Genomic DNA, 25,766 nt, shown 5'->3' with positions numbered 1-25,766 from the left:
TGTATTCAATAAAATGTTATATTCAATTTTTATTTTATGTTTTTTATTTTTGATTTTTTGTGCGTTTCTTTTTTTTGAAAAAAAGAATCACGTTCAAGTGCAAAAAAAAATTCCGATTCGAATTCACGTCAATGGAACCAGGGGAAAGTCCTCGGTGACTCGGTTGATCCATTCCATTTTGGCGGAAGAGGGTTGGAACGTTTTCGGTAAGACGACCGGGTCCATGCCTAGACTTTTATTTCCGGATCGGAGTGAAAAAAGAATCTTTAGAAATAAGATTTCCATCGGAGAACAAAAATCCTTTTTTCGTTTTGCGGCCGGAAAAAAAGCTCAGGCGATCGTTTTGGAATGTATGGCGGTCCAAACTCAATATCAAAAAGATTCCGAAGAATTATTGATCGGCGCCACACACGCCGTAATTACGAACCTTCGTCCCGATCACGGGGAATGGGCCGTTACGGTCGAAGAAATCCGGAAAGGTTTTGCAAAAACGATTCCCAAAAACGGAGTTCTCGTTTATGGAAAGTCGTTTTGGAACGAGAGTCCGGAAAAAACTTCGGAACAAAATCCGAAAACGAACTTAAATTCGTTTTTTCAAGAAATCGCGCTTAAAAATAAAACGGAAACGTTTGTGGCGGAACCGAAACTTTCACAGGATCGAATCAAAACCGCGTTTCGATCCATACGTTATCCGGAACATTATGAAAACGTGGAAATTGCGATCCGAGTCTGTGAAACGTTAGGCGTAACATCTAAGTCCATCCTGCGCGGAATTACAAATGCGGTTCCGGATCCGGGTGCGCTTACGATTTTTGAAAAAGAAAAGGACGGAAAACTTCAGAGATTTGTGTTTGCGTTTGCCGCCAACGACGTCGTTTCTTGGGATCAAATTCTAAAATCCAATCGGGAAAAGAGAAAAGAAAAGAAAGAGTTCGGGATCGTAGTTTTTAATTCCAAACGCGAAAGACCGATTCGAACCTTGGAGTTTGCGAAATATTTGACGAACGTTTCCGAACTTTCAAAAATTTATTTCTTCGGTCCTTGGCGAAACCTTTTTCGATCCGCGTATGCGGGAAATGCGGAATTGATCTTTTGTAAGGAAAATTTTACGCCCGATCGGAAGGTGATCTTTTCGAAATCCAATCTCTGGATCGGGGCGGGGAACTATCAAGGCCCGGGCAGAATTTGGTTGGAGAATTTAGCGACGGCGGACGAGGAGAAAGAATGGAAACACTGACGTTGTCGATCGGAGTCGGAATCCTATTCGGTTTTTTTCTTTGGGAAAAAACGGGATTACAACCGGGCGGTTGGGTCGTTCCCGGTTACGTGGCTCTTTTTTGGCGGAAACCCTGGATCATTGCCGCTTTGGTTCTCAGTTCCATTCTTACGCTTCTGATCTATCGGGTTTCCGAATCTCGGTTTTTGAGTTTCGGTCAAAGAAGGACCGCTTTCGTTTTCATTCTCTCCATCTTGATTTCTCTGACAATCAATCGTCTTGCCGAAATATTTCTCGGAAATATGAGCGATTTTGAATATAAAACGATCGGACATATCGTACCCGGGCTCGTAGCTCTTTCCGCAGAAAGACAAGGAATTGCCAAAACTTTTTCCGCCATTCTTGTTTGTTCGATTCTCGTTCGATTTTTTTTGATCTTTGCGCTGGGGGAAGTTTTGGTTTTATGAGGAAGTTTTTTAAAAATACTTCTTCGATTTCGATTCTTTTTTTGGGTTTGGCGAGCGTCGGACTTTTATCGGTTCTGGAGTTTTTTCCGCTCACAAAACCTGTTCCAAACTTCGAGAAAAAATACGAAGCCAGCGCAAAAACTTACAAAGCCTTTCAAAAAATCAAAGAGTTCAAACTTTCCAGGAACGTTTCCATAGAACCGAAATTAGATCCGTATCGATCGGGTTTGATCGGGTCGGAAATTTCATCGGTCACGAGTTCCGCGGGAAAACTTTCCGCCAAACAGATGTCGATCCATCCGGACTTTGCGGCCTGGTTTGTGGATCGGTTTCAAAAAGCGGGTTTAAAGGAAGGTGATACGATTGCGGCGGGAATTTCAGGTTCTTTCCCCGCTTTGAATGTCGCCTTTTGGATTGCGGCGGATACGGCCCGACTACGGGTGATTTCGATCGCAAGCGCGGCGTCCTCGCAATACGGAGCCAACGAACCGGATTTTTTATGGCCGGATCTGGAGAATTTTATATATCAAGAAAAAATAATATTCCAAAAATCTGTTTTTATGTCCACCGGGGGTGTTTCGGATCTGGGAATCGGAATCGGAAAGGAAGGACGGGATTTGATTCTAAGGTCCATTCGCAAGAACGGCTACGAATATTTGTCTTCGGATTCCTTCGAGGATTCTCTGAAAAAAAGGATGAGCGTTTATAAACAAAAACCGATTTCCTTGTATGTCAATATCGGGGGAGGAACGGTTTCCTCCGGGACCAGCCTTGGAAAAAAAAGAATTCCAAAAGGGATTGTTTTATCCGAAGGCGAATACTCCGATCTACCGGATTCGATTTTAAAAACGTATCTTGAGTTGAAAATTCCGGCGCTTCACGTAAGCGGAATCGAAACGATTGCGAACGATTCGAAAATGAGATACAAATCCGGAAGTATTTCCGAACCGGGAACGTCGGATCTTATCTTTACTACAAAATACAATCGTTGGCTTGCGGGTGTTTTTTTTATTTTATTATCCGTGCTCGTCCGAATCTTATCTCCTTGGATTTCACTTTCCGATCCAAAAGAAGAGGATTCGATTTTGTTATAAGATCAAACTTTACCAAGCGCTTGTGGCTAAGGTTTTGATAAATCCGTACGGAACGGATTCCAATCTGCTTTCCATTCAAAATCCAATAAAACTTCTTGTATCAATCGCTATAATTTAAAAATTCGATCGACTCTATGGAAAACAAACTGCGGATCTTTTTTAAAATGGAAATTTACGGATCGTAGAAAGGCAAAATTTTCTAAATCGAAACGATCCAAAGAACACCGATCGAGATGCCGACTTCGTTTCGAAACGCTCTCTCAAAACTAAAAACGAATTTTATCGGAGATCCCGTGCAGAGACATTTTTGAGTATCTTTACACCGCGTCCTGGAACCTGCTTGCATTATTTAAACTGAGATTTACATTCGCATTTCGGGAAATACTATGCAACATACGAAAGAAGAAATTTTAAAAAAGATCTATCTTTTCTCCAATTTTACGGAAGACGAATTGAACGCAATTGCGGAGAAGACGGAATATAAAGTTTACGAACAAGGCGATACGATTTTTCACGAGGGTAACGAGGCGAAAGCGTTTTTTGTGGTTATCTATGGAACTTTGAAAGTGCTTACTTCCACCGAAAAAGGGGACGACGTAAACGTAACTACGATCGCAACCGGTGATCATTTCGGAGAATTGCCGTTTTTAGATCCGGGTAAACGTTCCGCTTCGGTCGAGGCTATGGAAAGATCCGAGCTTTTAAGAATTCCTTACGATCATTTAAAGGCGGTTTTTGAAAAGGATTCCAAGGCTTCTTTGAAATTTTATCAGGCGATTTCCCATTTTTTAGCGAAACGTTTGAGAATGTTGACGCACGATTTGGCTTACGCGAGAGAACTCAGAAAGAGGTACTAGTGGATAGAAGTTAGAAATCAGATTTCAGAATCATTTACAGAAGAGAAAAATTATGCTTTGCTAAAGTCTGATCCCTCTATTCGGAAAATGTAACTGAACTCTGAGTTCTATTCACTGAATCCTAGAACGAGGAGAATTGAAGGATGAAATTCAAACTCCCTTTCGATGGTCGTAATTCCGGCAGATTTATCTTAAGATCCAAATACTTGTAGGGTTGGGTTATCGAAAGGAATCCGAGTTCAAAGGTTTCTGTTGTAAACACGTTAAGACTGAAAAAGAAGGATAATCGTGGACTCTATGTCCTGAATTTGGATCGGCTTTGCGATGTAGGCGTTCATACCCGCCTCCAGACATTTTTCCTTATCGCCTTCCATCGCGTTAGCCGTCATCGCCACGATCACGGGTTTCGATTTCCCAAAATCCTTTCGGATATGAAACGTAGTCTCGTATCCGTCCATCTGGGGCATTTGAATGTCCATAAAGATCAGGTCGTAATTCCGTTTTTTAAGAATATCGATTGCTTCAATGCCGTTTAACGCCGTGTCCGCCGTATATCCCAGTTTCGTAAGAAGACGTAAGGCGATCTTTTGATTGATCACGTTATCTTCGACCAAAAGAATTTTAAGAGGAATCCTTTCCGAGAGAGGCGTTTGATTCTCTCCTTGTTTTTCTTTTTTGGTAGGAAACGCCTTTTCGAAATTTTTACTGAGCTCTTCCAAAAGTATCGGCTTGAACATCATAAAGATCCTGAATCCGGGACGGTTGAAAAGCCCGTCGGTAATTCGGTAATAGGAATCTTTCAGTTCCTTTTCCATAAAAAGAATGATCGTAAGTTTTAAGGAAGGGTTTCGGCTTTTGAGTTCGTCCAACACTTCGGGTAAATTCATATCCGGGAAGTTTAGATCCGTGAGAAAGATTCCGATTCTTTCCTCTTCGACGATCATTCGGATCGTTTCTTTTGCCGTTCTTGCCGCCTTAACGGAAAATCCGTTTCGTTCGCAGAACTTTTTGATTTCATCCCGGAAGCCGAATTCTTGGAGCGAAAGGATCGCCGTGGTCGCCAAGTTTTTAGAATGCAGTTCCTGCACTCCGGCGGGGATTTCGTATTCCAATTTTTCCGTCAGAATGGAAAGGGAAAATTCGGAGCCTTGATCGATTTGACTTTTTACGATGATTTCACCTTTCATCAACTCGGCTAATCTTTTGCTGATCGTAAGACCGAGTCCCGAACCTCCGTATTTTCGAGTGGTGGAAGAATCCACCTGACTAAAAGCCCTAAAAAGAAGTTCCAACTTTTCTTCGGCGATGCCGATTCCAGTATCCTTTACTTTAAAGATGAGCCTAAGTTTGTCGTTCGGAAATCTTTCGGCTTCCACGTTCAAAATGATTTTTCCTTTTTCCGTGAACTTAATGGAGTTTCCAAGAAGGTTGGTTAAAATTTGTCTCAGCCTGTACGGATCGGAGATGATCCAATTCGGAACCTGAGGGGACAATTCGGATTCGATCATAAGTCCTTTTTCTTCGGCCATGGATCGGAATAAGCTGATCACTTCGTTTGTAAGTTTTTCCGGGGATACCGGTTGCATTTCCAGTTTGAGTTGTCCGGATTCGATTCTGGAAAGATCGAGAATGTCGTTTAACAAAATAAGCAGATTCTGTCCGCTCGACTTGATGATATCCAAATATTCCTTTTGTTCCGCTCCGAGAGGGGTTCCTTCCAAAAGACTAACGGTTCCGATCACACCGTTGAGAGGGGTTCTGATTTCGTGACTCATCATCGCTAAAAAATCCGTTTTTGCTTTGGAAGCCGCCTCCGCGCTTTCTTTGGCACGCTTTAGGAAATCCTCATATACTTTTCGTTCGGTAATTTCGTGCCAAACGGAAAGAAAAACGCGTTTCTGGTTTATAATGATCGGAATCAGAGTGATTTCCGCCGAAAATTTCTCTCCGTTAAAACGTTTGTAAATCCATTCGAAGGTATAAGAACCTTTTTTCAGAGCGATCGATTCGAGTTCGATCGTTTTCTCTTTTTCCATTATTCCGTCGGTTTGAGTTACGGCCGAAAAATGAGCCGGATGTTTTCCTAAGACGAGTTTTTTATCCGGACATCGGAGCATCTTCAGGGTTGCGGGATTACATTCGAAAATTCCGGAGTCGTCGTATAAAACGTGAGGTTCGCTCGAACGTTCAAACAGCAGTTTGAATTTTTCTTCGGCCAATTGTTTATCCGTGATGTCCACGGAAATCGCGCTGACTCCGGTGATTTCATATTCCGCGTTTCTGATCGGATGAAAGGAAAGTTCGCTGAAAACGAAGGTTCCGTCCTGATTCGGTCTTTTTCCGGCTACGCTGATTTTTTCTCCGGACAACGCCCTGTCGTAAAATTCCTTCCAATACTTTGCGACCTCGGGAGGTAGTTCTTTTTGGAATACGTTAAAACCGGCGGAAATTTCCGAGTGATAAAAGTCCTGCATCACGTTTTGAAATTGGGAATTGAATATGAGTAATTTATAATTTTTATCGACGGACCATATCATCGCCTCCGAGTTTTCCACGATCGCATTCAGATTGGCTTCGTGTTCTGCGATGATTCTCGCTTGTTCTAAGAGCGCATTTTCGGCTTTGATTTTTTCGGTGATATCTTTGATTTGAACCAAAACGATTCGGTTCAAGCGGGTGGAAATCATTCGAAAGGAAGTATTCCCCCAAAACTTCCGACCTCGAAACGTTTTAAATTCCACGTCCCAGGAAGGTGTTTCTCCGGATAAAATTTTTTTCTTTCTGGAGTCGTATTCGGAAGAGGAAAAACCCTCGGCGAGTAAGTTTGAAAACGGAATATTCAGAATATCGAATGTATCTTGAATTTCAAAATACCGGCTTGCGGTTTGGTTGATTTCGAGAATCAGGTCCTTTTTCGGATCGAGTAGTAACGTCGCGTTGGCCGATTTCTGAAAGATCGTAGAACGAAGTTCCGCGTCTTGTAAAAATATACTTGGAGTTTCGGAAAAAGAAGATTCAGAATCCGTAAAAAATAAAAGCAGAATATGATCTTGTCCTAAAGGTAATATTCGAATTTCCAACTCAAAGAATTCTTCTTTTTGATTTTGATAGCCGATTTTGAGAAAAGGTTTTTTTTTCTTTGAGGATCGAACTTCTTGCCGGATGGAAGTCCAGGCGCCGGGTGTTGTCCAACTCCAAAGGGAAGGGTGAATTTGATTTTCTAAATTCCGTCCCAATTCCAAAAGCGGCCGGTAAAAGTTCCAGGTTACCACTTCCCCCGCGGGGTTTAGAATTAGAAAATTGGAGTCAGATCGCAAGGGTGTCATTACTTTTCATAACCAAGACAAAGGGTTGTATAATTATTCGCATTGAAATCTCAAACAAGCAAAATAAAAGCAAAAACGGTTCAAATCGTATTCTCAAGAGATGAAATGCTGGTCAAAAAATTCCTCTTTTTCGGTAGAATGCTAACCAAAATAAAAAATTTCGATCTTGATAGGACTTTTTTTATACGCTTCGTTTTTTAGGAATTCAAGAGAAACTAAAATCCTTTTCTTTTGATAATTCGGGCGAGGATATAAATCGGGTTTGATTGACTTTACCGTTCCGGCTCCTTAAGATGCCATGACGGCTTTAGTTCCAAAGTTTTGTGTGTGGAAAATTTGAGTTTCAGAATAAACGGTAAATAGAATGGAACCGATCTCAATCACAGAAAAACGTTGCCAGCTCCTTTTTGATCTTTCCCAGGACGGTTTGGCGATTCACTCCGAAGGTAAGATTTTAAAAGTAAACGAGGCATTGATCCGAATGCTCGGTTACGATTCGATTGAGGAAGTGATCGGAAAACCCGTTCTCCAATTCGTTCATCAACGATCTCAAGCGATCGTTAAACAAAGAATTCAAAAAATGAGCCAAGAAGGCGACGGGGTCGAAGCCATTGAAGAGGAATTCATCCGAAAGGACGGTTCTACTTTATTTGTGGAAGTGGTCGCGACCGTTTTTTATGAAAACGATCGTCGGTATTTCCAGGTAATCGTAAGAAACATCCATTCTAGAAAACGCGCCGAGCTTGAATTGGAAAGACTTCGTTCCAAACTCAAGATCACACAGGAGAGACTCCTCGGAGTCATTGAAGGAACGAGGGACGCCATCTGCGCGGTGGATATCAATTTTCGAGTGATCGCTTTTAATTCCTCCTTTGAACTCAGTTTTTGGAAACTCTACGGTAAAAAAATCGAGGAAGGAAATCTTCTTCCGGAACTCATTTCCGATCCTATCGAACGAAGTGTCGTGATCGAAAGTTGGAGTCGCGCTCTTCGGGGCGAAGTATATACGACCGAAAGAACGATGCACGGTTTAGTGCAGGACGTCGTCGTGTTCGAAATCAGCTACAGTTCGATTCGGGATTCCTCGCATAACCTGATCGGTGCGACTCAGATCATTCGGGACATTACCGAAAGAAAACGCGGCGAGGAAAGACTGAAAAAAACCCTGGAAGAAAAGGAAGTGATGTTGAAAGAAATACATCATAGGGTTAAGAACAATCTTCAGGTAGTCGCAAGTCTTTTGGGTATACAGGCGGAACATTCCGAAAACGAAAAAATTTCTCGGATTCTCAAAGAATGCGAGCGTAGAATTCAATCCATGGCGTTGATTCATAAGGAATTATATCAATCCGAGAATATTACAAAAATTGATTTTTATGATTATCTCGACACTCTTTTGGTCAGTCTTCTTCATTCTTTCGGTAAGGAAAAAAAGGTGGAATTCGGAATTTCATCCAAACCGAATTTTGTCTCGATCGAAACCGCGATTCCATTGGGGCTTATCGTCAACGAACTCGTAACCAATTCATTGAAGTACGCGTTTTCGAACGAAGACGGCGGAAAAATTTCCGTGAAACTCAGGTTGGACGTTTTGGAATCCGTTTTGGAAGTTTGCGACAACGGGATCGGTATGCCTGAAACATTCGATCTTGACAAATCGGAATCCTTAGGTCTGAAACTTGTGGGAATTCTTTCCAAACAACTCAGAGGCAAGTTCCTTCTACTTCCTCCCGGAGAGGAAAGAGGAACGAAATTTCAAGTTCGATTTAAAGCTTAAAAACACTTGTCCTCAGTCGTCGTACTCCGGACTCTGCATGTATCCGTACTATGAACTTAATATCCGTAGATAAGATCTCCAAAGAGATCGGTTCCAAAGTTTTATTCGATCAAATCAGTTTCGGAATCAACGAAGGGGAGAAAATCGGAATTCTTGGAATCAACGGTTCCGGTAAAACGACTCTTTTGAAAATGCTCGCGGACTTGGAAGTCCCCGATAGCGGACAAATCATGCGGAATAAAATTCTTCAGATCGCCGTTTTGTCCCAATCACCTTCTTATGATTCCGATCATACCATCTTGGAACATATCTTTTCCGGTTCCGGTCCGATCCTGAAAACGGTGCGTTCTTACGAAACGGCCTGTGAACGTTTGGACTCGGGCGACGTAGGTATCGAAGAAGAATACAATCGTTTGCTAATGGAGATGGATCGGTTAGGAGCTTGGGAGCTTGAGTCATGGTTCCGATCTCTTTTGAAAGAATTGGATCTTCCGGATCTTTCGATTCGAATGGGTTCTTTGTCCGGAGGAATGCTCAAAAAAGTCGCCTTGGTTCAAGTGTTAATCGAAGAATCCAATCTCCTCGTTCTCGACGAACCTACCAATCATTTGGATGTGGATACGATTCTCTGGCTTCAAGACTATCTGATCGAAACCAAAAAAGCCGTTCTGCTCGTAACTCACGACCGTTACTTTTTGGAAGAGGTTACGGATCGAATTCTCGAATTGGAAAACGGAAATTTACTTTCCTTTCCGGGGAATTTCGGATTTTATCTCGAGAAAAAAGCGGAAGCCGAGACGATCCGTGAAAAAACGGAACAGAAAGAAAAACAATTTCTTAAAAAAGAATTGGAATGGCTTCGCAGGCAACCGAAGGCGAGGGGAACCAAACAAAAGGGAAGAACCGATCGCGCACTTGAAGTTTTAAATCGAAAGAAGTCCGGAAAAGAAATCGTTTTGGATTTCTCCGTTTCCGGCAAAAAACTCGGGAAAAAAATCCTCGAACTGAAAAATCTGCGTAAATCGTATCAAAAATCAATTATATATGATTTTTCTTATGTGTTTAAAAACGGGGAACGGATCGGGATTGTGGGCCCGAACGGAGTCGGAAAGTCCACCTTTCTCGATATGATCGTGGGCCGGGAAAAACCGGATTCCGGAGACGTAAGCGTCGGAATGAATACGAGTTTCGGTTATTTCGATCAGGTTTCCAAGGAACTTTCGGGCGATATGAGAGTGATCGAATATATCAAAAAGGAATGCGGCGTTTCGGTCAAAATGAACGACGATCGTATTTTGAGCGCGGCCGACATGCTCGAACTTTTTCTTTTCGATACGAGACTTCAAGCCGGTTATATTAAAAATCTATCGGGTGGGGAAAAAAGAAGGCTTTATCTCGTTTCCATTCTAATGACCAATCCGAACTTTTTGATTTTGGACGAACCTACGAACGATTTGGATATCGGGACCCTTTCCGTTTTGGAGGAGTTTTTGACCGAGTTCGGAGGTTGTGTTCTTGTAGTCTCTCACGATCGATACTTTATGGATCGAACCGTGGATTACCTTTTTATTTTTCAGGGAGAAGGGATCGTTGAAAAATTTCCCGGAAACTATTCCGAATATTTGGAATATAAGAATTATTTAAACAAACAGAAGGAAAAAAGGGAACCCGAAATTAAACCCGACTTTTCCAAAAATAAAAAGGGCTTAAACTTCAATCAAAAAAAGGAACTGGAAGTTCTGGAAACGGATATCTCCTCGCTGGAAGATGAAGAACGTAAACTTACCGGAATTCTTCAATCGGGAAACGGAAAACCGGAAGAATTGGCGTCCGTCGGAAACAGACTTACGGAGATTCACTCGATTCTACCTTTGAAGTTGGACCGTTGGGAAGAACTCCAAAATCTAATTTAAATAAATTGAATTTATGCGAATGAATTCCGCCGGAGTTTTAGAGTTTGTTCCAAAACTTAAAACAATCGCATGTCTTGCAGTCGTTCGATATAATCGGATGGTTTCGGGACAGACTCATAATAAAAATTACAGAAAGATTTTCATTCCGATTTCGAATGAATTTGGAAAAAAATTGCCGGAGGAGCGGTCTCCCTGGATCGATTCGATTCTTCTGGTTTTGAAGATCGGAACTATTTTACGATCCGATTCGTAAGCGGCGGAATTCGAAGTGTTGGAACCCAGCCAGGCCGCATCGAGCACATTTAACAAATAGAGAACGGCGATAATTTCCAAGGAAACATTAAACTGATCGTAGAGAGAGGACGCGTTCGAATAATCGGATTGCCCCTGCAAATAATTGTAGGTTGCAAAAGGAAACAGAGCCGAATCGTTCAGCAAAAAAAGGTCAAGATTCAGATTTTTACTTTGATCCAGAGCCGCCAAGCTGGAGTTATACGCCGAAAACCGTTCCGCGGAATAAGCGATCGCTCCCACGATCAAAATCGGAAAAATCCAACGTCTGTACTTTTTATCCTGATTGGATTGTCCCCAACCCGGTAAAACAGCGGATTGAAAGGCGGGCCCCCATTGAAATCCGGGAGATAAGTTTCGGTTGTCCTGATCACTTCGTTTAACAATTTCCGCGAGTTCCTCTTCCGAATCGGCGACGATCAAAAATCCTCTTTTGGCCGTTTTTTTGTTTCTCGGATTTTCCAGGGAGAGTGTATAACTTCCGTTTTTAAGATTCAGATTTTCGACCTTGATTTTGACTTCTTTCGAATCGATGAATTCGAATTCGGGTTTGATCGTTTCACCCGAAGGGAGAAGGAGAGTAACGTTCATCGCTTCGGTAAAATTCTCTCCCTTAACGGTTAAAACAGGTCCCAACTTTTCCTTTAAAAGTTTTACGCTGGAATCCGAATTTATAGCTGGAGCTCGAGAAAGAATTACCTCGAAAGAAATCCAATCGGAGAACACGGAGACCCTTCCGAATTTATTGATTACACCGATACGATGTTCGTACACGCCGGGAGGTAGGTTGACTTCAAAACGGGTGGACTTCGTTTTTTCCCTTGTGATTCTTCCGCCTGGGTCCTTGATTTCCACCATGTAGCCGCCGGCTTCCGGAATCGGTTTCCATTCCAAATAACGACCTTCCTCTTCCCCGAAAACGGAAAAAGAAATCGAAACCAGGACAAAAGATAAAAGAATTTTATTCCACATAAATTTCCTTCGGTGAAAGAATTTCCGGAGGCCGAATCGTTTTGCTCAGCTTAATTTCGAAATTTCTGGAAACCGGAATCGTAAATTTTTGCGCGCCGGTTTTGTCCCTGTATTTGGCGGAAACTTTCCACTGAAATTTACCTTCTTCTAATATTCCAAAATCCTTAAACGAATAAGAATCTCCCCGGAACTCTTTCTTTAAAATCGATTTGTTTTTTCCGGATTTTATCTCTAAAATTTCCAAGGTTACCGACTCCGTGTTTCCTTCGGTTTCCCAACGGAAGTCGATACTTTCTCGATTGGAGACATCGACCTTCTCTTCGGCGGCCGGACTAGTCTGGCTCAAAAATGGAGCGCTGTCGGACGTTTTGAAACTTTGAGTTTTACTCGTTAATGAATTTTCTCCGTTGGAGCCTATAAGGGAAACCTTCCAGAAGTATTCTCCGACGGAAGGAATATTTACGGTTCCGAAAGAGGAACGGAAATTCTCCCGAATCACGTCTCCCGAAAATCCCGAGTTTTTCGAAACTTCCAATTTATATACTCCGGAAGGTTCGGGTCTCTGCCATCGAAAAGTCAATTTATGATTGGCCGGATGTCCTAATTCCTGTTCGTTTGCGGGAAATAAAAGTTCCAGATTTTCCAAGGATTGAACCTTAAATTGTCTGCCGGTTGAAAAAATCGGATCGCCTTCTTTCGGGGAAGCCTTGATTCTCCAAAAATAAACGCCCGCGTTTGCGATCGGAGAGGAGGTTATGGAGGAAGAGCCGGTTTTTTTGCTGAATACTACATTCTTAAATTCCGAATCGTTTGCGATTTCAAGAGTGTATTCCGCAAAGTCTACGGAACCGGACCAAACGAATAGATTTCCTTCTTTGGAAAATTTACGAAGGGAGATTTCTTCCTGATCCGAAGGTTTTTTCAAAACGGGAGGTTCCGGTTTTTCCAACTTTTTCACGTTAAACGAAACCGGTTCCGAGGAAGAGGTTTTTAAATCGGCCAAGGACGGTCTTGGAGTGACCCTGGCGAAATATTTTCCTTCCTTGGTTTTATCCCAACGAAAAAGAGTACCTTGGATTTCCTGTTTGATCAGTATTTCCTTGAAATCCTTATCCTGCGCCAGTTCGAACGCATAAACATTCGTAAAATCGACCGAAGTCCACTGAAAGACAATACTCGGAGGATTGGATGTGAATTTGAATTCTTCCGACTTTGCGGGAGTGAAAAGAGACGATTTCAAATCTCCTAATACGGTTAGGGACCGAGTTTCACTGTATTCCGGCGCGCCCGTTCCGGGATTGATCGCGGTGACTCTCCAGAAGTACGATCCTTTTTCCAGGGTTTTGTTCAGAAAAGCCCCGTTTGATTTGGTTCGGATCACGTTTTTCGAAAAGCTAGGATGATTCGAAATTTCTAATGTATAATCTTTTGCGGCTTCGGATTTGTTCCAACTAAAGGATACGGGAAAGGAATTCGTGGAAGTTTGAAAGAATTTTCTTTCTGCGGGAGAATTCAGGGAAATCGATAACGAGCGAATTTCGGACTTCCCGTTTTTCAATTCGATGGCTTGGTTGTTGGTTATATTGGATTCCTGATTTCCGGATTTTACTTTTGCGTTTCCTTTGGAAACTTCGAGATTGAGAGCCTGGTCTTCGGCCTTGGAAAGTTTCAGATCTCCCTTTCCGACTTCAACGGTGGTCTCGCCACTTTTGATCATTAACTCGGTGCCGCTGTCTTTGTTTGCGGAAACCGAACCGTATGCGAAGTCGATGGAAAGGTTCTTATCCGAAAAGTCTAGAAAAATCATACTGTTCTGATCGAGTTTGATTTCGGTTCCGTCGTTTAGAACCAAAACGGCTTCGGCTTCTTCCGCGGTACGGACCGTATCCTTGTTTCTGACTTTCATTTCGGTTTCGATTTCTTCCCAGACAACTTCGGAATCGTATTTTCTCTGCGCCTTTTTATTTTTGAAAATGATCTTTCCGATTTCCGGGTTGTTGCCTTTTTTATGACCCGAAGTTACATGAAGGTACAGTAATATACTAAAAAGGAGAATGAGTCCCGTAAGAAAAGTGACTACGTATTTTCCTTCAGTCAAGTATCTCATACTTAACTTCTTCTCCAGGTTCGGAATCTTCCGTCTTACTCTTCTTAGGCGGTTCCCAAACGATTCCGATTTTTGCCCGCAGTTCTTCGACGTTTTTGGGGCAGGTCGGGTCGTCCGTTCTTCCCAAAACCGCGTAGATCACCTGCGGTTCTTCTTTTCCCTTTACTTTGATCGATTGCATCTTTTCCACGTTGAAGATACCCGGAACGTGATCCAAAAGGTCTTGTGTGATCAGGACGTCGGTTCCGAAAGGTTTGTTTAGAGCTTCGACTCTGGAGGCGAGGTTTACGGCGTCGCCGATTACGGTGTATTCCAGTCTTTGTTCGGAACCGATTTGTCCCGCAATCACGGGACCATAATTCAAGCCGCAACCGATTCGTATGATCGGTTTTTTATCTCCGCCTCTGCCTTGATTGAATTTCAGGAGTGCGGCTCTCATCATCAAGGCTCCGTTGACCGAGTTTTCGGCGTCTTGATCGGATGTTTTAGCGGCTCCCCAGGTGGCCATAATCGCGTCACCGATGAACTTGTCCACGATCCCGTGTGTTTCGTTGACACAATGAACCATCTCGGTCATATATTCGTTTAAGAATTCTACAACTTCCTCCGGTTGCAGTTTTTCGGAAATCGAAGTGAAGCTGCGGATATCGGAAAAGAAAATCGCGCACATCTTTCTTTCCCCTCCGAGAGTGAGCTCGTGTTTTAAGACCATCTCCGCGATTTCCTTGTTCACAAATCTGCCGAGCGCATCCTTTACCTTTTCTCTTTCTTCGAGACCTTTACCCATCTCCACAAAGTAGTCAGTAAGGAGACCGACTTCGTCTTTCGTAGTGGAACGGATTTTGATTTTAAAATTACCTCGTGCGATTTCCGTCGTAGCCTGTAGCAAGTGTAACACCGGTTTGGTGATCGTTTTTGCGAAAAAGAAGACGATGATCAGAGCCAAACAAAGAGCGATTCCCATGATTAAAAGATTCGTTCTTTGAATCCTATAAACCGTTTCGAACGCCTTATCTTCCGGAACGATCGAGACAACGGCGGCCCCGCCGAAACCCAGTTTTTGATACGAACCGAACCAAACCTGTCCTTCCTTGTTTTTATATTCGATCTGTTTCGTGTTCTCCGAACTTTTAACCATGGATTCCACGATCGGAAGATTCATAAAATTCGTATTCGATTGGAGAAGTTTCGGATCCGAATGAGCGATCAGATCTCCTTCTCCGTTGACCAAAAATATTTCGGAAATATCCTGTTTTTGGAATGCGTTTAGAAATTTTTCCAGACGAAGGATTAAAACCAAAACTTTCGAATTGGAGCCGGAGGAAGGAATGGCGATCGCAAAAATAGGTTCCTTAAACTCCGCGCTTAGATTTTCCATTCTACCGCCTGTGAGAACGGATTTTTGAATGAACCCCGGTCTACTCTGCACGAGATCGGAAATTTCTTTCGGAGAAACTTTGAGCTCGCTTAAGTACGGATCGTTGTAGAACTCATTGACCGCAAAAGGAGCGTTTCCCTCGATTTGGTAGAGACCTGCGTAGATAAAATCAGGATCGTTCTGAAAGAAAATATCCGCGAATGAAATTCCCTCTTTTCCTTGAATCAAGGCTCCCACGATTTGTTTTCCGTTGGAAAGGATTTCCTTGATGTCGGTTTTGATTTTTAACCCGAGAATATTCACTAAATTTAAATTGTTTTGCAGAACTCGGACTTCGGAATCGTCCCTGAATGCGGAAGAAGCAAAGAAAATGATCGTGGAGACCGTGAATGTCATCAAAAAGGAAATCACAGCCATCAATTTGATTTGAAGCGGAAATTTGGACTTTACGGTAGAAACGTTTTCGTTTTTTTCCTCTTCCGCAGCTACGACTTGTTTCGAGGATTTCTTAGCCGCGTCTAAGTTCTTTTTGCCGATCTCGGACGAGGTTGATTTTGCGGACGCGTCCGGCCCTCCGGGGACGGTCGTTTGCACGGGTTGAATGGAAGTAACCGGGCTTTCTTCGACTTGTGGTTGTTCCGAAGAGTTTGGAGTCGAAGCGGATGGAGTTTGCACATCATCCTTGCCGACTGGCGGTTGTTCCGAAGAGTTTGGAGTTGGAACGGATGGAGCTTGCACATCATCCTTGCCGACTGGCGGTTGTTCCGAAGAGTTTGGAGTTGGAACGGATGGAGCTTGCACATCATCGTTGCCGACTTGTGGTTGTTCCGAAGAGTTTGGAGTTGGAACGGATGGAGCTTGCACATCATCCTTGCCGACTTGTGGTTGTTCCGAAGTGTTCTGAGTCGAAGCGGATGGAGTTTGCGTTTCTCCTTTTCCGGCTTGTTGTGACCGCACCGTAGAAACCGAAAACTCTTTCAACTTTTGAGTCTCGTCCAAATCATCGATTTCGATTGCTTGAATCGGGGTAGATCGAAAGGAAGAAATCAAATTTTTCCTTTCTTCTTCCGAATAAGGAATCGCTTTGATTTGGGTAAGATTTTCCACGCCGGGTTCGTACTGAATTTTGTATTTCAAAGTGGAGTTGCGTTTGTTTTCTCGAACGAGATGGACCGAAACGGAGAATTCTCCCGGAGGAACTTCCTGAAACGATGTGTGTTCTTTTTGTCTCACAAGATACTTTCGAAATGCGGCTTGTTCCACAGTGGAATAACCGAAGTGAGAAATTTGATTTTGCAGTTCGGAGTCGCTCAGAGAAGGGGAAGCGGCGAGCAAAAGTTTGGAAAGGAAAAAAGGAAATCTGGTTTCGCAATCGGGTGCAATTAGAAAAAGAAGATTTCCTCTTTTTAAGAATTTTTGAATCTTTAAAAAAGCTCCGTATACGGAATCGCTCGTTTCCGGGCCTGGGGGAATGAGAATTGAAAGAACGGTAACGGAAGGATCGATGGAATCAACGGTATCGGTGTCGATCGAAAGATTGTTTGTGATAAAACAGACCGTTCCGATTTCTTTTTTGGTAATTTCCTCCGAAAGAACGGACGTATCGATTCGAGAGTTCGATTGCGAACTCGAAATAAAAATGAGAACTCCTGACGTTCCAAATGGAAGATAACGACGATGAATTTCTAACATGACTGCAGGTTCTTCTTATCCAGAAAAAATAGTTTCGCCATAACGAATATTCTATTTTGCTCTTGGATTTTCCTCTTATATAGTATAATAACTCGATTCAGCGTTTTTGTTTATTTTTTGCAAGAAATCGCTTTCTGTCATTCAATAGTATCGGAATATGGAAATAAATTCTTAAAATAGAGGTGAGTGTTCATGCCAATTGCGGTATTTAAGACAAATTTTGGAAATTTTTCGGTTTATTTGGATGCGGAAAAGGCTCCGATCACAGCCGGGAATTTTATCAAATTGGCTAAAGACGGATTTTACGACGGTCTTACGTTTCATCGGGTCATCAAAAACTTTATGATTCAGGGTGGTTGTCCCACCGGAAACGGAACGGGCGGACCCGGTTATAAAATCCAAGATGAGTTTCATAAAGATCTGAAGAATGAAAAATACACACTTTCCATGGCAAATGCGGGACCGAATACGGGCGGATCTCAGTTTTTTATCAACGTGCGGGATAATTTTTACTTGGACAATCGACACGCGGTTTTTGGAAAAGTTACGGACGGGATGGACATTGTAGAGACGATTTCAGAAACGGAAACGGGCTTCCAAGACAAACCTACGAAAACGGTTATCATCGAAACGATCTTCGTTTCCGAATGAACCAATCTTATAAAAAACATTCACAGTATATCCGCACGAACGAAGGGTGGCGGATATTTTCTTGGATCGGAAAGTTTCGGTTGATTTCGTCGTCTTGTCTTACCGCCGATCGTCGTCGGTTTCCGATCCTTCGTTAGGCGTTTCGGCTGTTTGAGAGTCTGTCCCAAGACCGTCCGATAGAATCGGAATGGCCGTAAATCTCTGTGATTGTTTTAAGTTTTGGGATAAACTCTGACTATCGGAACGACTCTAACTCGGAAAGTTCAATTCCTCTCCGCATAAAATCTAGGAACTCCTAGATTTTTGCGTTTATCCGGACCCCTTCAGATACGGACATTTTGTAAAGTCCTAAAACCTGTATTCTATTTCATTGACTCTAACCCTTAAACCGTAGACTTGCCGGCGCCTAAACCCGAATAGAGGAAAGAATTAGAGGAACATAAATTCGAAAAAAAGAATATTCTGAAATTCGAAAAAAAGGGGAAAAGTAAAAACCAGAATTGACATTTTTATAAAGATATCTACTTTTTAACGCCGATAGGTAAAAAAGAAGAGAATCGGAATTTCACTGGATGAATTTTGTCATAAATTAAGGATTCAATTTTTGAACGTGCATAAAATTTTGTTTCGGTACGTCGAGGATTTTAGGTTTCATCCGAAATGACTGAATCCGAATTCCAGGTTTTATCTCATTTAAGGACTCCCGTCGGCGTTTTGGACGAGGATTTGCGTATTATAATATGCAATTCTTCTTTTGTAGAACTCTGTTCTTGCTCTCATTGGGAAGAACTCAAGAACCGGGAGTTGGGCGAGATACCTCCGTTTCAAAATTCTTCTCTTTTAAAGGAATTCAAAAATTGTACCTTAAAAAAAACGATTCTGTTCCGAGAACGGTTTCTGAATTCTTTGCGAGAAGAAGTCGATCTCAAAGGATCTTTAACCCGACAAAATTCGGGAGAAAAAGAACTTCTTTTTTTAGAAATTTCAGATTCGTCTTCGGATTTAAATATAAAAACAAAGGAGAAGGAAATTGCGGCGGTTATTTCTAAAATTCATCACGAGCTGCAAGAACCGATTCGAAATCAGACCAAGTTCCTGAAATTGTTATCCGATAAATATTCGAACGGGTTAAACGAAAAAGGAAAAGAGTTCTTGCGGATCGGCCTAAATGGCGCCGAACGTCTTTGGGACCGAATCAACGGTTTACTTTTATTTTTGAGAATCGAAAAGGAAAGGAACGTCTTTAAAACTCTTTCTCTCAAAGAAATTTTAGAAGAAAGTCTTATATCGCTCGAAGAAAACTTGGTAAAGGCCGGGATAACGGTGAACGTCGAAGGGGATTTTCCGAAAATCATAGGAAATCCTTTTCTTTTAAAAGAACTTTTTTCGAATCTCGTTACAAATTCGATCCAATTCAGAAACACAAACGTCGCCTGCAAACTTTTCGTTTCCTATTTTGAAGAATCTAAATTTCACCTAATCCTCGTTAGAGACAACGGGATCGGAGTCGATCATTCGGAAAAAAATTATTTTATAGATATATTCAAAAAATATAATGTATCGTCCGGCCCGGGAACCGGTTTGTTTTTTTGTAAAAGGATCGCGGAACTTCACGGAGGAAGTCTGGAAATAGAAACAGATCGGACTTCCGGTTTCGGAGTGATCGTTCGTTTTCCTCGTGAGTTTAAATTAGAACAATTATAGATAAATAGAGAGTTTCCTTCCTATGTTTAAAGATACTTTTTCAGTCCTTCTGATCGAAGATTCGAACGCGGACTACAGATTGATTCAGGAGTATCTGGGTGAATCTCAGAGTCCTTCCTTTCGGGTAAGTCGTAGCGCGGATTTTTCGGCGGGATTAAATATCATCTCCAACGAAAGACCCGATTTGGTGATGTTGGATCTTTCACTTCCCGATCGTGCCGGTTTGGATGCGTTATCCGAAATCAAAAGTAAATTCCCTCAGATTCCGGTAATCATTTGTAGCGGCGCGGAAGACAAAGAGATTACGGTGAACGCCCTTCAGATCGGAGCGCAGGATTACGTTTATAAAGGCAAGTTCGATTCTTATTCCTTGAGCCGTTCTCTCGTTTTCGCTTATGAAAGAAACCGTCTCGCCTTGGAACTCGAAAAGAAAAACGTTTTCGAACAGGAAAACGAGGAAAGATATCGTTTGTTTTTCCAATACAATCCTCATCCCGCTTTTTTATTCGAACACGATTCTTTAGAGATTTTGGAAGTGAACCGGGCCGTTCTGGAAAAATACGGATACAATGAGAAAGATTTGATCGGAAAGTCGATTTTGCAAATTTTCGAGCCGTCCGATTTTGAAAAAGTAAAACAAGAAATTATTTCCTTCACGTTCGGAGTCAACCGCGCGTCCTCGTTTATCCACAAAAAAAGGCAAGGGGAAGAATTGATCGCGGACACCACGATCTACAAGTTCCGTTATCGAAATCAGGTTCTGGATTTGGCGGTTGTCACCGACGTTACCGAAATGGTTCGTAATCGGGAATCCATTCTGGCTACGTTGGCGGAAAAGGACACTTTGATTCAGGAAATTCATCATAGGGTTAAAAACAATATGCAGATTATGGTTTCTCTTTTGAATCTGCAAGCGGACAACGCGATGTCCAGAGATCTCACCGCAAAGGAACTTTACGGTTTGCTAAAGGATACGGAAAGCAGAGTGTTTTCCATGTCTTTGGTTCATAACGAACTTTATAAGTCCGGCGACCTTTCGCATGTGGATTTCCATAGTTACCTCAACATGCTTTTGGAAAATCTTTGGAATTTATACGGAGTGGGTCGAAGGATCAAACATTCGGTCGAAGCCCGAGGTTTAATCTTAAGTATGAATACTGCAATTTCACTCGGCCTTATCATATGCGAACTCGTTACAAACGCGATCAAACACGCGTTTCCGAACGGAAACAAAGGCACGTTACGCATCCTTGCTCGCTGCGAATCGGGGACCGTGATCGTAACGATCGAAGACAATGGGAAAGGAATTCCGAAAAAATTTGCGAATATGAGTCACGATACTCTTGGATTGCAGCTTGTCACCATTCTGACCAAACAAATCCAAGGAAAGTTGAAATTGGAGGTTTTAAATCCGGGAACCAGGTTCGAAGTCCGGTTCCCGGAACAAAAGTGAAATCCGCTACGAACTAGGTTCTTATATTTTTTTTCCACAACCCTTCATGGAAGGGTCGTACGGATTTTGTACCTTATCTCCGGAAGCGATCCATTTCTTTTTTACCATCGGGCAGTAAAAAACGTGAAACCCGGTAGATTCGTCTTTTTGAATATACTCCGTTAAGGTTTCCGAAAGTTCCGCGTAGGCTTCCAGCTTAGCTTTTTCATCGGCTGCGTTTTTGAGTTTCTCAGCCGCTTTTAGAGCGGGTGCAAGGGAAGGGTCGCGGGCCGTTTCCTGTTGTAAGGAAGCGATCAACGGTTCTACAACCGTTTCTTTTCCGTTTAAAAAAGATTGATGGATCCGATTCAATTCGGACAAAATCTTAGGTCTTGTGGGAAGAATCGATTTTATCGACTTTGCCTCCAAAAAACCGGTTAGAACCAAACCAAAAAAAGCGAATATTATCATTTTCTGTTTCATTTGACTTTTCCGTTTAAACGACTTTTTTCAGTTCGACGATACACTCTTTACAACTGTCCGCACAGTTTTTGCAGATTTCATGGTGGGATTCATGAATTCTACATTCCTTTTCGCAGACCTCGCAAGCCTTGATACAAGTCGCCGCGACTTCTTTGGCATAAGGGGAATTGGAAGATCCCAGACTTACAAAAGCTTTGCAGAGAGCCAACGTATCTTTTGACGTTTTTAGACAGTCCGCGAGCATCGTATCCCCCGAGGAAAGATTTTCATCGCAGTGTGCGACACAAATCTCCGCGTTTAAGGCGCATTTGGACGCAGCATCGAGGATTTTTCGATCCACTCTTTGAGAAGTGTTTTTCTCGGGTTTTTTCGAAGATTTAGGCTCGGGTCCTTTCGCTAAAAGCGAGCCCGTGGATGCCAATGCGAGCAGAGCCGCCGATTGAGTGATTAATTCTTTTCTAGTTAACATACAATATTCCTTAATTCTAAAGTTTAAAACGATTTTAATGGGAAATGAAACGGGAAGGAAGTCGAATCAGATCAGTAGTCTGACGGAAGAGATGGATAAAAGAACGAATTTGTAAGCGTTGCCATTCGGATTCGGATCCTTCGCGTTTCTTGGGAAGAAAGGAATTCCAGGCGCGAAATGCAAAGTATTCTGAAAAACGGTAAGAATCGAAAAATAATTTCTTTCCAGTTCGGGGGTTTTAGGATGAACGGATTCGGGAGAAAAAAGTAAGTTGCAGGAAGAGCAGGTAGAAACCGTATCGTTTGTCTTTTCTGTTTGATGACAGTGAGAAACGTCTCTTTTTGCCGTTTGATCGTATACTTCAAACGCCGGACAATGATTTCCGGAAAGCATCACGGTAAAACAAAAAAGAGCCGCGGTCAAACCGATCGTACCTAAAAAAGCCGCGCAACGTTTTGTCTTTTGACTCATCTTGTCCCTTAGACTTCGGAAATCAAGGGATGAGGCAAGAAGTTTTTAAAAAATCGTTTGATTTCATTGATAATAAAAGAAAGTTTTGTGGTCGGCTCGCCGCTTTGAAAAACCGAGGAGAAAATCCGTGATGAATTCCATTCTTATTTTAGACGATGCACAGGAGAATTGTATGTTGATGCAAGGTATCCTGAGAAAGTCGGGATACAAGAATACTTATACGAGTCAGTCTCCGGACGAAGTCATCGGTTGGTTGAGTTTAAAAAGCCAAGATCCTCCTCAAAAAGAATGTTCTTTGATTCTATTGGACATTCTTCTTCCCGGAATTACCGGACTTGAAATTCTAGAATTGATCCGTGAAAAGGAAGAATTAAAGGATATACCGGTCATCATGATCACCGCGTTGAAAGAATCGAACGTCTTACAAAAGGCGTTTGATTCGGGTGCGATCGATTACGTTGTAAAACCCTTTGATGCGAACGAACTTTTGGCGAGGGTCCGTTCCGCTCTTCGTCTTTTTGAAGAGATGACTCGAAGAAAGGAAAGAGAGAAGGAGCTGGAAAAGTTGACCGATCAGCTTCAGGAAGTGAACGCCTATCTCGTTGCGATTTCGAGAACGGATTCTCTTACGGGACTTTATAATCGACGGTACTTCGACGAAATTTTGGCGACGGAGTGGAAACGTTGTTGGAGGACCGGAGCGGGTATTGCGCTAATCATGTTGGACATCGATCATTTTAAACTTTATAACGATACTTATGGGCATCAAGGCGGGGATCAATGTCTGAAACAAGTGGCTACGGCGATCCGGGATTGTGCCAGAAGAGCGGGTGACGTAGCCGCAAGATACGGCGGAGAAGAATTTGCGGTGATTCTTCCCGATACGAACGAGTCTACCGCGGTTGTAGTGAGTCGGAATATTTTGGAGAATCTGGAAAGACTGGCGATTCCTCACTCCGCTTCGAAAACCGCTCCGATCGTAACGGTCAGTATCGGTATGGCGACTCTCAATCCGAGTCCGGAAAATTCCATTCCTGAATTGATCGAAAGGGCGGACAAAGCCCTTTATTTGGCTAAGGAAGAAGGAAGAAATTGTCTTCGATTTTATCCTCAGGGAGATTGAAACAATTTCGTCGTTTTCAAAAAAATTGAAATCGGAACTTTCTGTTTCTCTTTTTCGCCCGCATCTTTTTCAAATTTCCTTTTTTTGCAACTTTTAAAAATAGGTTCTTACTTTTTCAGGGACAACTCACTAAAAACTCTTTCGAAAATAGTGAAAGCCGGTTTCAAAAACGGCGATTTCGTTTTAACGAGATCTTATTTTTATGCGTCCTACAAACGATCCCGCCTAAAAAAACGTTTTTGTGCGAAAGAACGTAAAAAGTCAACTCGGAGCAATCCATAAAAACTGAATATCATTTACGTTCGTTCCCGTCGGTCCGGTAAAAACCAAAGAGTCGACTTGTTTTAAAACTTCGTAAGAACGATGGGTTTTGAGGGCCGTATCCGCGTCGGTCGTTTCTGAAATTTTTCCCCAAGTGGTTCCGTCCACGATCGCACCGGCCGCGTCGGTCGGCCCGTCGCTTCCGTCCGTCGCAAGGGAGAATAACGTAATTCCTTTACAACCCGAGATTTGTTTGGCGAAGGCGAGTGAGAGTTCCTGGTTTCTGCCGCCCTTTCCGGAACCGTCGTGTGTCACCGTCGTTTCTCCGCCGCATAAAATGAGAAGGGGAGACTTCGTTGTTCTGATTTTTTCCTTTGCGATTGATCCCAAAAAGAAACCGGCTTCCTTTGCCTCGCAATTTAAGGAAGAAGTCAAAAACAAAACCGGAATATTCAAATTTTTGCATTCTTTTTCAACGGATTCCAGAGCCAATGTAATGTTTCCGATACAATAAACCGCGTTTCTTTCGGGATCGATTTTGACGGAATTTTTCGTTCGATCGATTTTTTCTTGAGAGCCGAAGTCCGCCTCGTGTTTGGGAGGTTTAACGGGTTGCGTTTGATCTTGTGGGACGGAATCTATCCCGTGTTTTGCGGATTGAGATTGGTCTAATAATACGGTTTTGATATCCGGTTTTACGGATTTTGCGGCGAGTTCCGTTTTTTCTCTCAGAACGGTTTCGATTTTTGGATTCGGAAGTAAATCATACTGTTTGAATATTCTAAAAATTGTATCCTTATCGATTGTGGCCGGAATCGTAGGTCCCGAGGCTACTTTGGAAAGATCGTCTCCGATTACGTCCGAGAGAATCAAAGTGATCGATCGGGAAGGAAGAATTTTTGAAAGTAAACCGCCGCCTTTGATCTCCGACAAAAGGATTCGGATCGTGTTGACGTCCCGAATGTCGGCGCCGCTCGCGAGGAGTTTGGAATTCCATACGATCAAATCTTCCAGATCCAAACCGGCAGCCGGAACTTCCATCAATGCGGAACCTCCTCCCGAAAGAAGAATCAAAACGGTATCTTCGGGTTCTAAACGCGAGCAGAGTTCGAAAATTTTCATTCCCCCTAAGATACTGTTTGTATCGGGGATAGGATGACCAGCTTCTAAGATTTCCAAGGGCGGAAATTTCTTTCCGGAACTGTGTCCGTATTTGGTGAGAATCATTCCTCCGAAAATCCGGGATTGTACGATTTCGTAAGCGGCGCTTCCCATTTCTTCCGCGGCTTTTCCGATGGAAAGGAGAAGGATTCTCCCGGAAAGTTTTTGTTCCAAAAGAAACTTACGAACGGCCGCTGCGGGCAAAGAACTTCGAATTGCGATTCTCCCTAGATGAAATAAAATCGATTCAGGAGAATGGAAATCTATATTCTCGTTTTGTAAAAAGGAGAGCTGTGGCATCGGATTCCAAAGAAGATTATAATCTTAAAAAAAGAAACGTTTTTATGATGGGTCGCTCTCTTTCTTTGCTTTCGCAAAGAGCCACTCGCAACGCTCTGCTGCTCGTTGGCTATCTCGCTTCCTCCTATGTTCCTTGTGTCAAGCCCCTCCGCTATTTTTTTTACATAAGACCATATTGAGCTAATTTCCGATTCAGAACATTTTCGGGCATAGAGTCGAAGAGTTGCCCTGTTCGAATCATAGAAAAAAGAACTTCGATCATTTTACGTGAAGTAGCAATGATCGATTTCTTTGCTTCCTTTTTAGCATATAACCTTTCGTAGAACTCTTTAATCTTACCGCCATGCTGACAACGGACCAGACTCCAGGCTGCTTGAACAATCACTCTTCGGATCGAATGACAACCGCGGGAAACAATTCTACCATATCGAACCGTATCTCCTGAGATGTCAACTCTGGGAACTAAACCAGCGTAGTAGGCGGCTTGTTTACCGGAAGAGAATCTTTTGCAGTCCCCCATGTAACATCCTAGGTGTCAGAATACTAGGTGTCCCGATACCAGGCATGGACATGATCGTTTGAACGTAGACCTGATTGATTTTCAGAGCGCCTTTAATATCT

General features: G+C 42.6%; 18 protein-coding genes and 1 pseudogene. 10 read left to right on the top strand and 9 right to left on the bottom strand.

The genetic code is table 11. The features are described from left to right. The first annotated feature begins 13 nt into the window (after positions 1-13). The 4 genes from pgsB to LEP1GSC060_RS00575 all read left to right on the top strand — a co-directional run bounded on the left by pgsB (position 14) and on the right by LEP1GSC060_RS00575 (position 3,634). Positions 14-1,237, top strand: coding sequence for a poly-gamma-glutamate synthase PgsB (gene pgsB, locus LEP1GSC060_RS00590; protein ID WP_002993726.1), 1,224 nt, complete (start codon positions 14-16; stop codon positions 1,235-1,237). Continuing rightward, positions 1,225-1,683: a poly-gamma-glutamate biosynthesis protein PgsC gene (gene pgsC, locus LEP1GSC060_RS00585; RefSeq protein ID WP_002993724.1), complete on the top strand. Its 459-nt coding sequence runs from the start codon at positions 1,225-1,227 to the stop codon at positions 1,681-1,683. Before pgsB ends, pgsC begins: the two co-directional genes overlap by 13 nt. Then, positions 1,680-2,777, top strand: coding sequence for a poly-gamma-glutamate system protein (gene pgsW / locus LEP1GSC060_RS00580; protein ID WP_002993657.1), 1,098 nt, complete (start codon positions 1,680-1,682; stop codon positions 2,775-2,777). The genes pgsC and pgsW overlap by 4 nt, the downstream gene beginning before the upstream one ends. 386 nt (positions 2,778-3,163) lie before the next feature. Beyond that, on the top strand, positions 3,164-3,634 hold the full coding sequence (locus LEP1GSC060_RS00575; RefSeq protein ID WP_002993659.1) for a Crp/Fnr family transcriptional regulator: 471 nt from the start codon (positions 3,164-3,166) through the stop codon (positions 3,632-3,634). Between the two features lie 263 nt (positions 3,635-3,897). Here the strand turns inward: LEP1GSC060_RS00575 and LEP1GSC060_RS00570 are convergent, their stop codons facing one another. Then, on the bottom strand, positions 3,898-6,960 hold the full coding sequence (locus LEP1GSC060_RS00570) for a response regulator (RefSeq protein WP_002993692.1): 3,063 nt from the start codon (positions 6,958-6,960) through the stop codon (positions 3,898-3,900). A gap of 364 nt (positions 6,961-7,324) precedes the next feature. On the opposite strand from LEP1GSC060_RS00570, the gene LEP1GSC060_RS00565 reads away from it, so the two are divergent. After that, positions 7,325-8,737 carry a sensor histidine kinase gene (locus tag LEP1GSC060_RS00565; RefSeq protein WP_002993664.1) on the top strand — a complete coding sequence of 471 codons (1,413 nt, stop codon included), beginning with the start codon at positions 7,325-7,327 and terminating at the stop codon, positions 8,735-8,737. Between the two features lie 50 nt (positions 8,738-8,787). Further along, positions 8,788-10,650, top strand: a complete 1,863-nt coding sequence (locus LEP1GSC060_RS00560; RefSeq protein WP_002993720.1) for an ABC-F family ATP-binding cassette domain-containing protein — start codon at positions 8,788-8,790, stop codon at positions 10,648-10,650. 126 nt (positions 10,651-10,776) lie between these two features. Here LEP1GSC060_RS00560 and LEP1GSC060_RS00555 read toward each other — a convergent pair whose 3' ends face one another. From LEP1GSC060_RS00555 to LEP1GSC060_RS00545, 3 genes are read right to left on the bottom strand one after another with little or no spacing between them, the layout of a single operon-like run. Then, positions 10,777-11,913 carry an LIC11435 family protein gene (locus tag LEP1GSC060_RS00555; protein ID WP_002993763.1) on the bottom strand — a complete coding sequence of 379 codons (1,137 nt, stop codon included), beginning with the start codon at positions 11,911-11,913 and terminating at the stop codon, positions 10,777-10,779. Beyond that, complete coding sequence (locus LEP1GSC060_RS00550; protein ID WP_002993653.1) at positions 11,903-14,020, bottom strand: FecR family protein; 2,118 nt, start codon at positions 14,018-14,020, stop codon at positions 11,903-11,905. Before LEP1GSC060_RS00550 ends, LEP1GSC060_RS00555 begins: the two co-directional genes overlap by 11 nt. Then, positions 14,004-17,090, bottom strand: a complete 3,087-nt coding sequence (locus tag LEP1GSC060_RS00545) for an adenylate/guanylate cyclase domain-containing protein (RefSeq protein ID WP_002993728.1) — start codon at positions 17,088-17,090, stop codon at positions 14,004-14,006. The genes LEP1GSC060_RS00550 and LEP1GSC060_RS00545 overlap by 17 nt, the downstream gene beginning before the upstream one ends. 192 nt (positions 17,091-17,282) lie before the next feature. On the opposite strand from LEP1GSC060_RS00545, the gene LEP1GSC060_RS00540 reads away from it, so the two are divergent. The 3 genes from LEP1GSC060_RS00540 (at position 17,283) to LEP1GSC060_RS00530 (ending at position 20,898) form a co-directional block, all read left to right on the top strand. Further along, on the top strand, positions 17,283-17,741 hold the full coding sequence (locus LEP1GSC060_RS00540) for a peptidylprolyl isomerase (RefSeq protein WP_002993689.1): 459 nt from the start codon (positions 17,283-17,285) through the stop codon (positions 17,739-17,741). A gap of 660 nt (positions 17,742-18,401) precedes the next feature. Further along, positions 18,402-19,445: a sensor histidine kinase gene (locus tag LEP1GSC060_RS00535; protein WP_002993694.1), complete on the top strand. Its 1,044-nt coding sequence runs from the start codon at positions 18,402-18,404 to the stop codon at positions 19,443-19,445. A gap of 22 nt (positions 19,446-19,467) precedes the next feature. Beyond that, complete coding sequence (locus LEP1GSC060_RS00530) at positions 19,468-20,898, top strand: sensor histidine kinase (RefSeq protein ID WP_002993746.1); 1,431 nt, start codon at positions 19,468-19,470, stop codon at positions 20,896-20,898. Positions 20,899-20,919: 21 nt separating this feature from the next. Here LEP1GSC060_RS00530 and LEP1GSC060_RS00525 read toward each other — a convergent pair whose 3' ends face one another. The 3 genes from LEP1GSC060_RS00525 to LEP1GSC060_RS00515 all read right to left on the bottom strand — a co-directional run bounded on the left by LEP1GSC060_RS00525 (position 20,920) and on the right by LEP1GSC060_RS00515 (position 22,300). After that, positions 20,920-21,360 (bottom strand): LIC13259 family plasminogen/vitronectin/complement-binding protein, encoded by a 441-nt coding sequence (locus tag LEP1GSC060_RS00525; protein WP_002993735.1) that lies wholly within the window; start codon positions 21,358-21,360, stop codon positions 20,920-20,922. Between the two features lie 13 nt (positions 21,361-21,373). Further along, entirely contained in the window at positions 21,374-21,829 is a 456-nt protein-coding gene (locus tag LEP1GSC060_RS00520; protein WP_002993732.1) for a four-helix bundle copper-binding protein, read from the bottom strand. A 66-nt stretch (positions 21,830-21,895) separates the two neighbouring features. Next, on the bottom strand, positions 21,896-22,300 hold the full coding sequence (locus tag LEP1GSC060_RS00515) for a hypothetical protein (protein ID WP_002993737.1): 405 nt from the start codon (positions 22,298-22,300) through the stop codon (positions 21,896-21,898). A 130-nt stretch (positions 22,301-22,430) separates the two neighbouring features. Between LEP1GSC060_RS00515 and LEP1GSC060_RS00510 the strand changes: the two genes are divergently transcribed. Further along, the gene (locus tag LEP1GSC060_RS00510; RefSeq protein ID WP_002993705.1) at positions 22,431-23,423 is read left to right on the top strand and encodes a GGDEF domain-containing response regulator; all 993 of its coding nucleotides are present in this window, start codon (positions 22,431-22,433) and stop codon (positions 23,421-23,423) included. A gap of 261 nt (positions 23,424-23,684) precedes the next feature. Here the strand turns inward: LEP1GSC060_RS00510 and LEP1GSC060_RS00505 are convergent, their stop codons facing one another. Further along, complete coding sequence (locus tag LEP1GSC060_RS00505; protein WP_002993714.1) at positions 23,685-25,145, bottom strand: glycerate kinase type-2 family protein; 1,461 nt, start codon at positions 25,143-25,145, stop codon at positions 23,685-23,687. 160 nt (positions 25,146-25,305) lie between these two features. Beyond that, positions 25,306-25,766 (bottom strand): annotated as a pseudogene (locus LEP1GSC060_RS00500) (transposase); the annotation flags it as partial.

Origin of the sequence: Leptospira weilii serovar Ranarum str. ICFT (genome assembly GCF_000332415.1) — a bacterium.
In the GTDB taxonomy this organism is placed as follows: domain Bacteria; phylum Spirochaetota; class Leptospiria; order Leptospirales; family Leptospiraceae; genus Leptospira; species Leptospira weilii_A.
Note: the sequence above shows the minus strand (reverse complement) of the source record. Positions and strands in the feature narration are given on the sequence as shown.

Excerpts from the sequence above, each read along its gene's own strand:
- pgsB (WP_002993726.1), top strand. The coding sequence starts at position 14 with ATGTTATATTCAATTTTTATTTTATGTTTTTTATTTTTGATTTTTTGT.
- pgsC (WP_002993724.1), top strand. The coding sequence starts at position 1,225 with ATGGAAACACTGACGTTGTCGATCGGAGTCGGAATCCTATTCGGTTTT.
- pgsW (WP_002993657.1), top strand. The coding sequence starts at position 1,680 with ATGAGGAAGTTTTTTAAAAATACTTCTTCGATTTCGATTCTTTTTTTG.
- LEP1GSC060_RS00575 (WP_002993659.1), top strand. The coding sequence starts at position 3,164 with ATGCAACATACGAAAGAAGAAATTTTAAAAAAGATCTATCTTTTCTCC.
- LEP1GSC060_RS00570 (WP_002993692.1), bottom strand. The coding sequence starts at position 6,960 with ATGACACCCTTGCGATCTGACTCCAATTTTCTAATTCTAAACCCCGCG.
- LEP1GSC060_RS00565 (WP_002993664.1), top strand. The coding sequence starts at position 7,325 with ATGGAACCGATCTCAATCACAGAAAAACGTTGCCAGCTCCTTTTTGAT.
- LEP1GSC060_RS00560 (WP_002993720.1), top strand. The coding sequence starts at position 8,788 with ATGAACTTAATATCCGTAGATAAGATCTCCAAAGAGATCGGTTCCAAA.
- LEP1GSC060_RS00555 (WP_002993763.1), bottom strand. The coding sequence starts at position 11,913 with ATGTGGAATAAAATTCTTTTATCTTTTGTCCTGGTTTCGATTTCTTTT.
- LEP1GSC060_RS00550 (WP_002993653.1), bottom strand. The coding sequence starts at position 14,020 with ATGAGATACTTGACTGAAGGAAAATACGTAGTCACTTTTCTTACGGGA.
- LEP1GSC060_RS00545 (WP_002993728.1), bottom strand. The coding sequence starts at position 17,090 with ATGTTAGAAATTCATCGTCGTTATCTTCCATTTGGAACGTCAGGAGTT.
- LEP1GSC060_RS00540 (WP_002993689.1), top strand. The coding sequence starts at position 17,283 with ATGCCAATTGCGGTATTTAAGACAAATTTTGGAAATTTTTCGGTTTAT.
- LEP1GSC060_RS00535 (WP_002993694.1), top strand. The coding sequence starts at position 18,402 with ATGACTGAATCCGAATTCCAGGTTTTATCTCATTTAAGGACTCCCGTC.
- LEP1GSC060_RS00530 (WP_002993746.1), top strand. The coding sequence starts at position 19,468 with ATGTTTAAAGATACTTTTTCAGTCCTTCTGATCGAAGATTCGAACGCG.
- LEP1GSC060_RS00525 (WP_002993735.1), bottom strand. The coding sequence starts at position 21,360 with ATGAAACAGAAAATGATAATATTCGCTTTTTTTGGTTTGGTTCTAACC.
- LEP1GSC060_RS00520 (WP_002993732.1), bottom strand. The coding sequence starts at position 21,829 with ATGTTAACTAGAAAAGAATTAATCACTCAATCGGCGGCTCTGCTCGCA.
- LEP1GSC060_RS00515 (WP_002993737.1), bottom strand. The coding sequence starts at position 22,300 with ATGAGTCAAAAGACAAAACGTTGCGCGGCTTTTTTAGGTACGATCGGT.
- LEP1GSC060_RS00510 (WP_002993705.1), top strand. The coding sequence starts at position 22,431 with ATGAATTCCATTCTTATTTTAGACGATGCACAGGAGAATTGTATGTTG.
- LEP1GSC060_RS00505 (WP_002993714.1), bottom strand. The coding sequence starts at position 25,145 with ATGCCACAGCTCTCCTTTTTACAAAACGAGAATATAGATTTCCATTCT.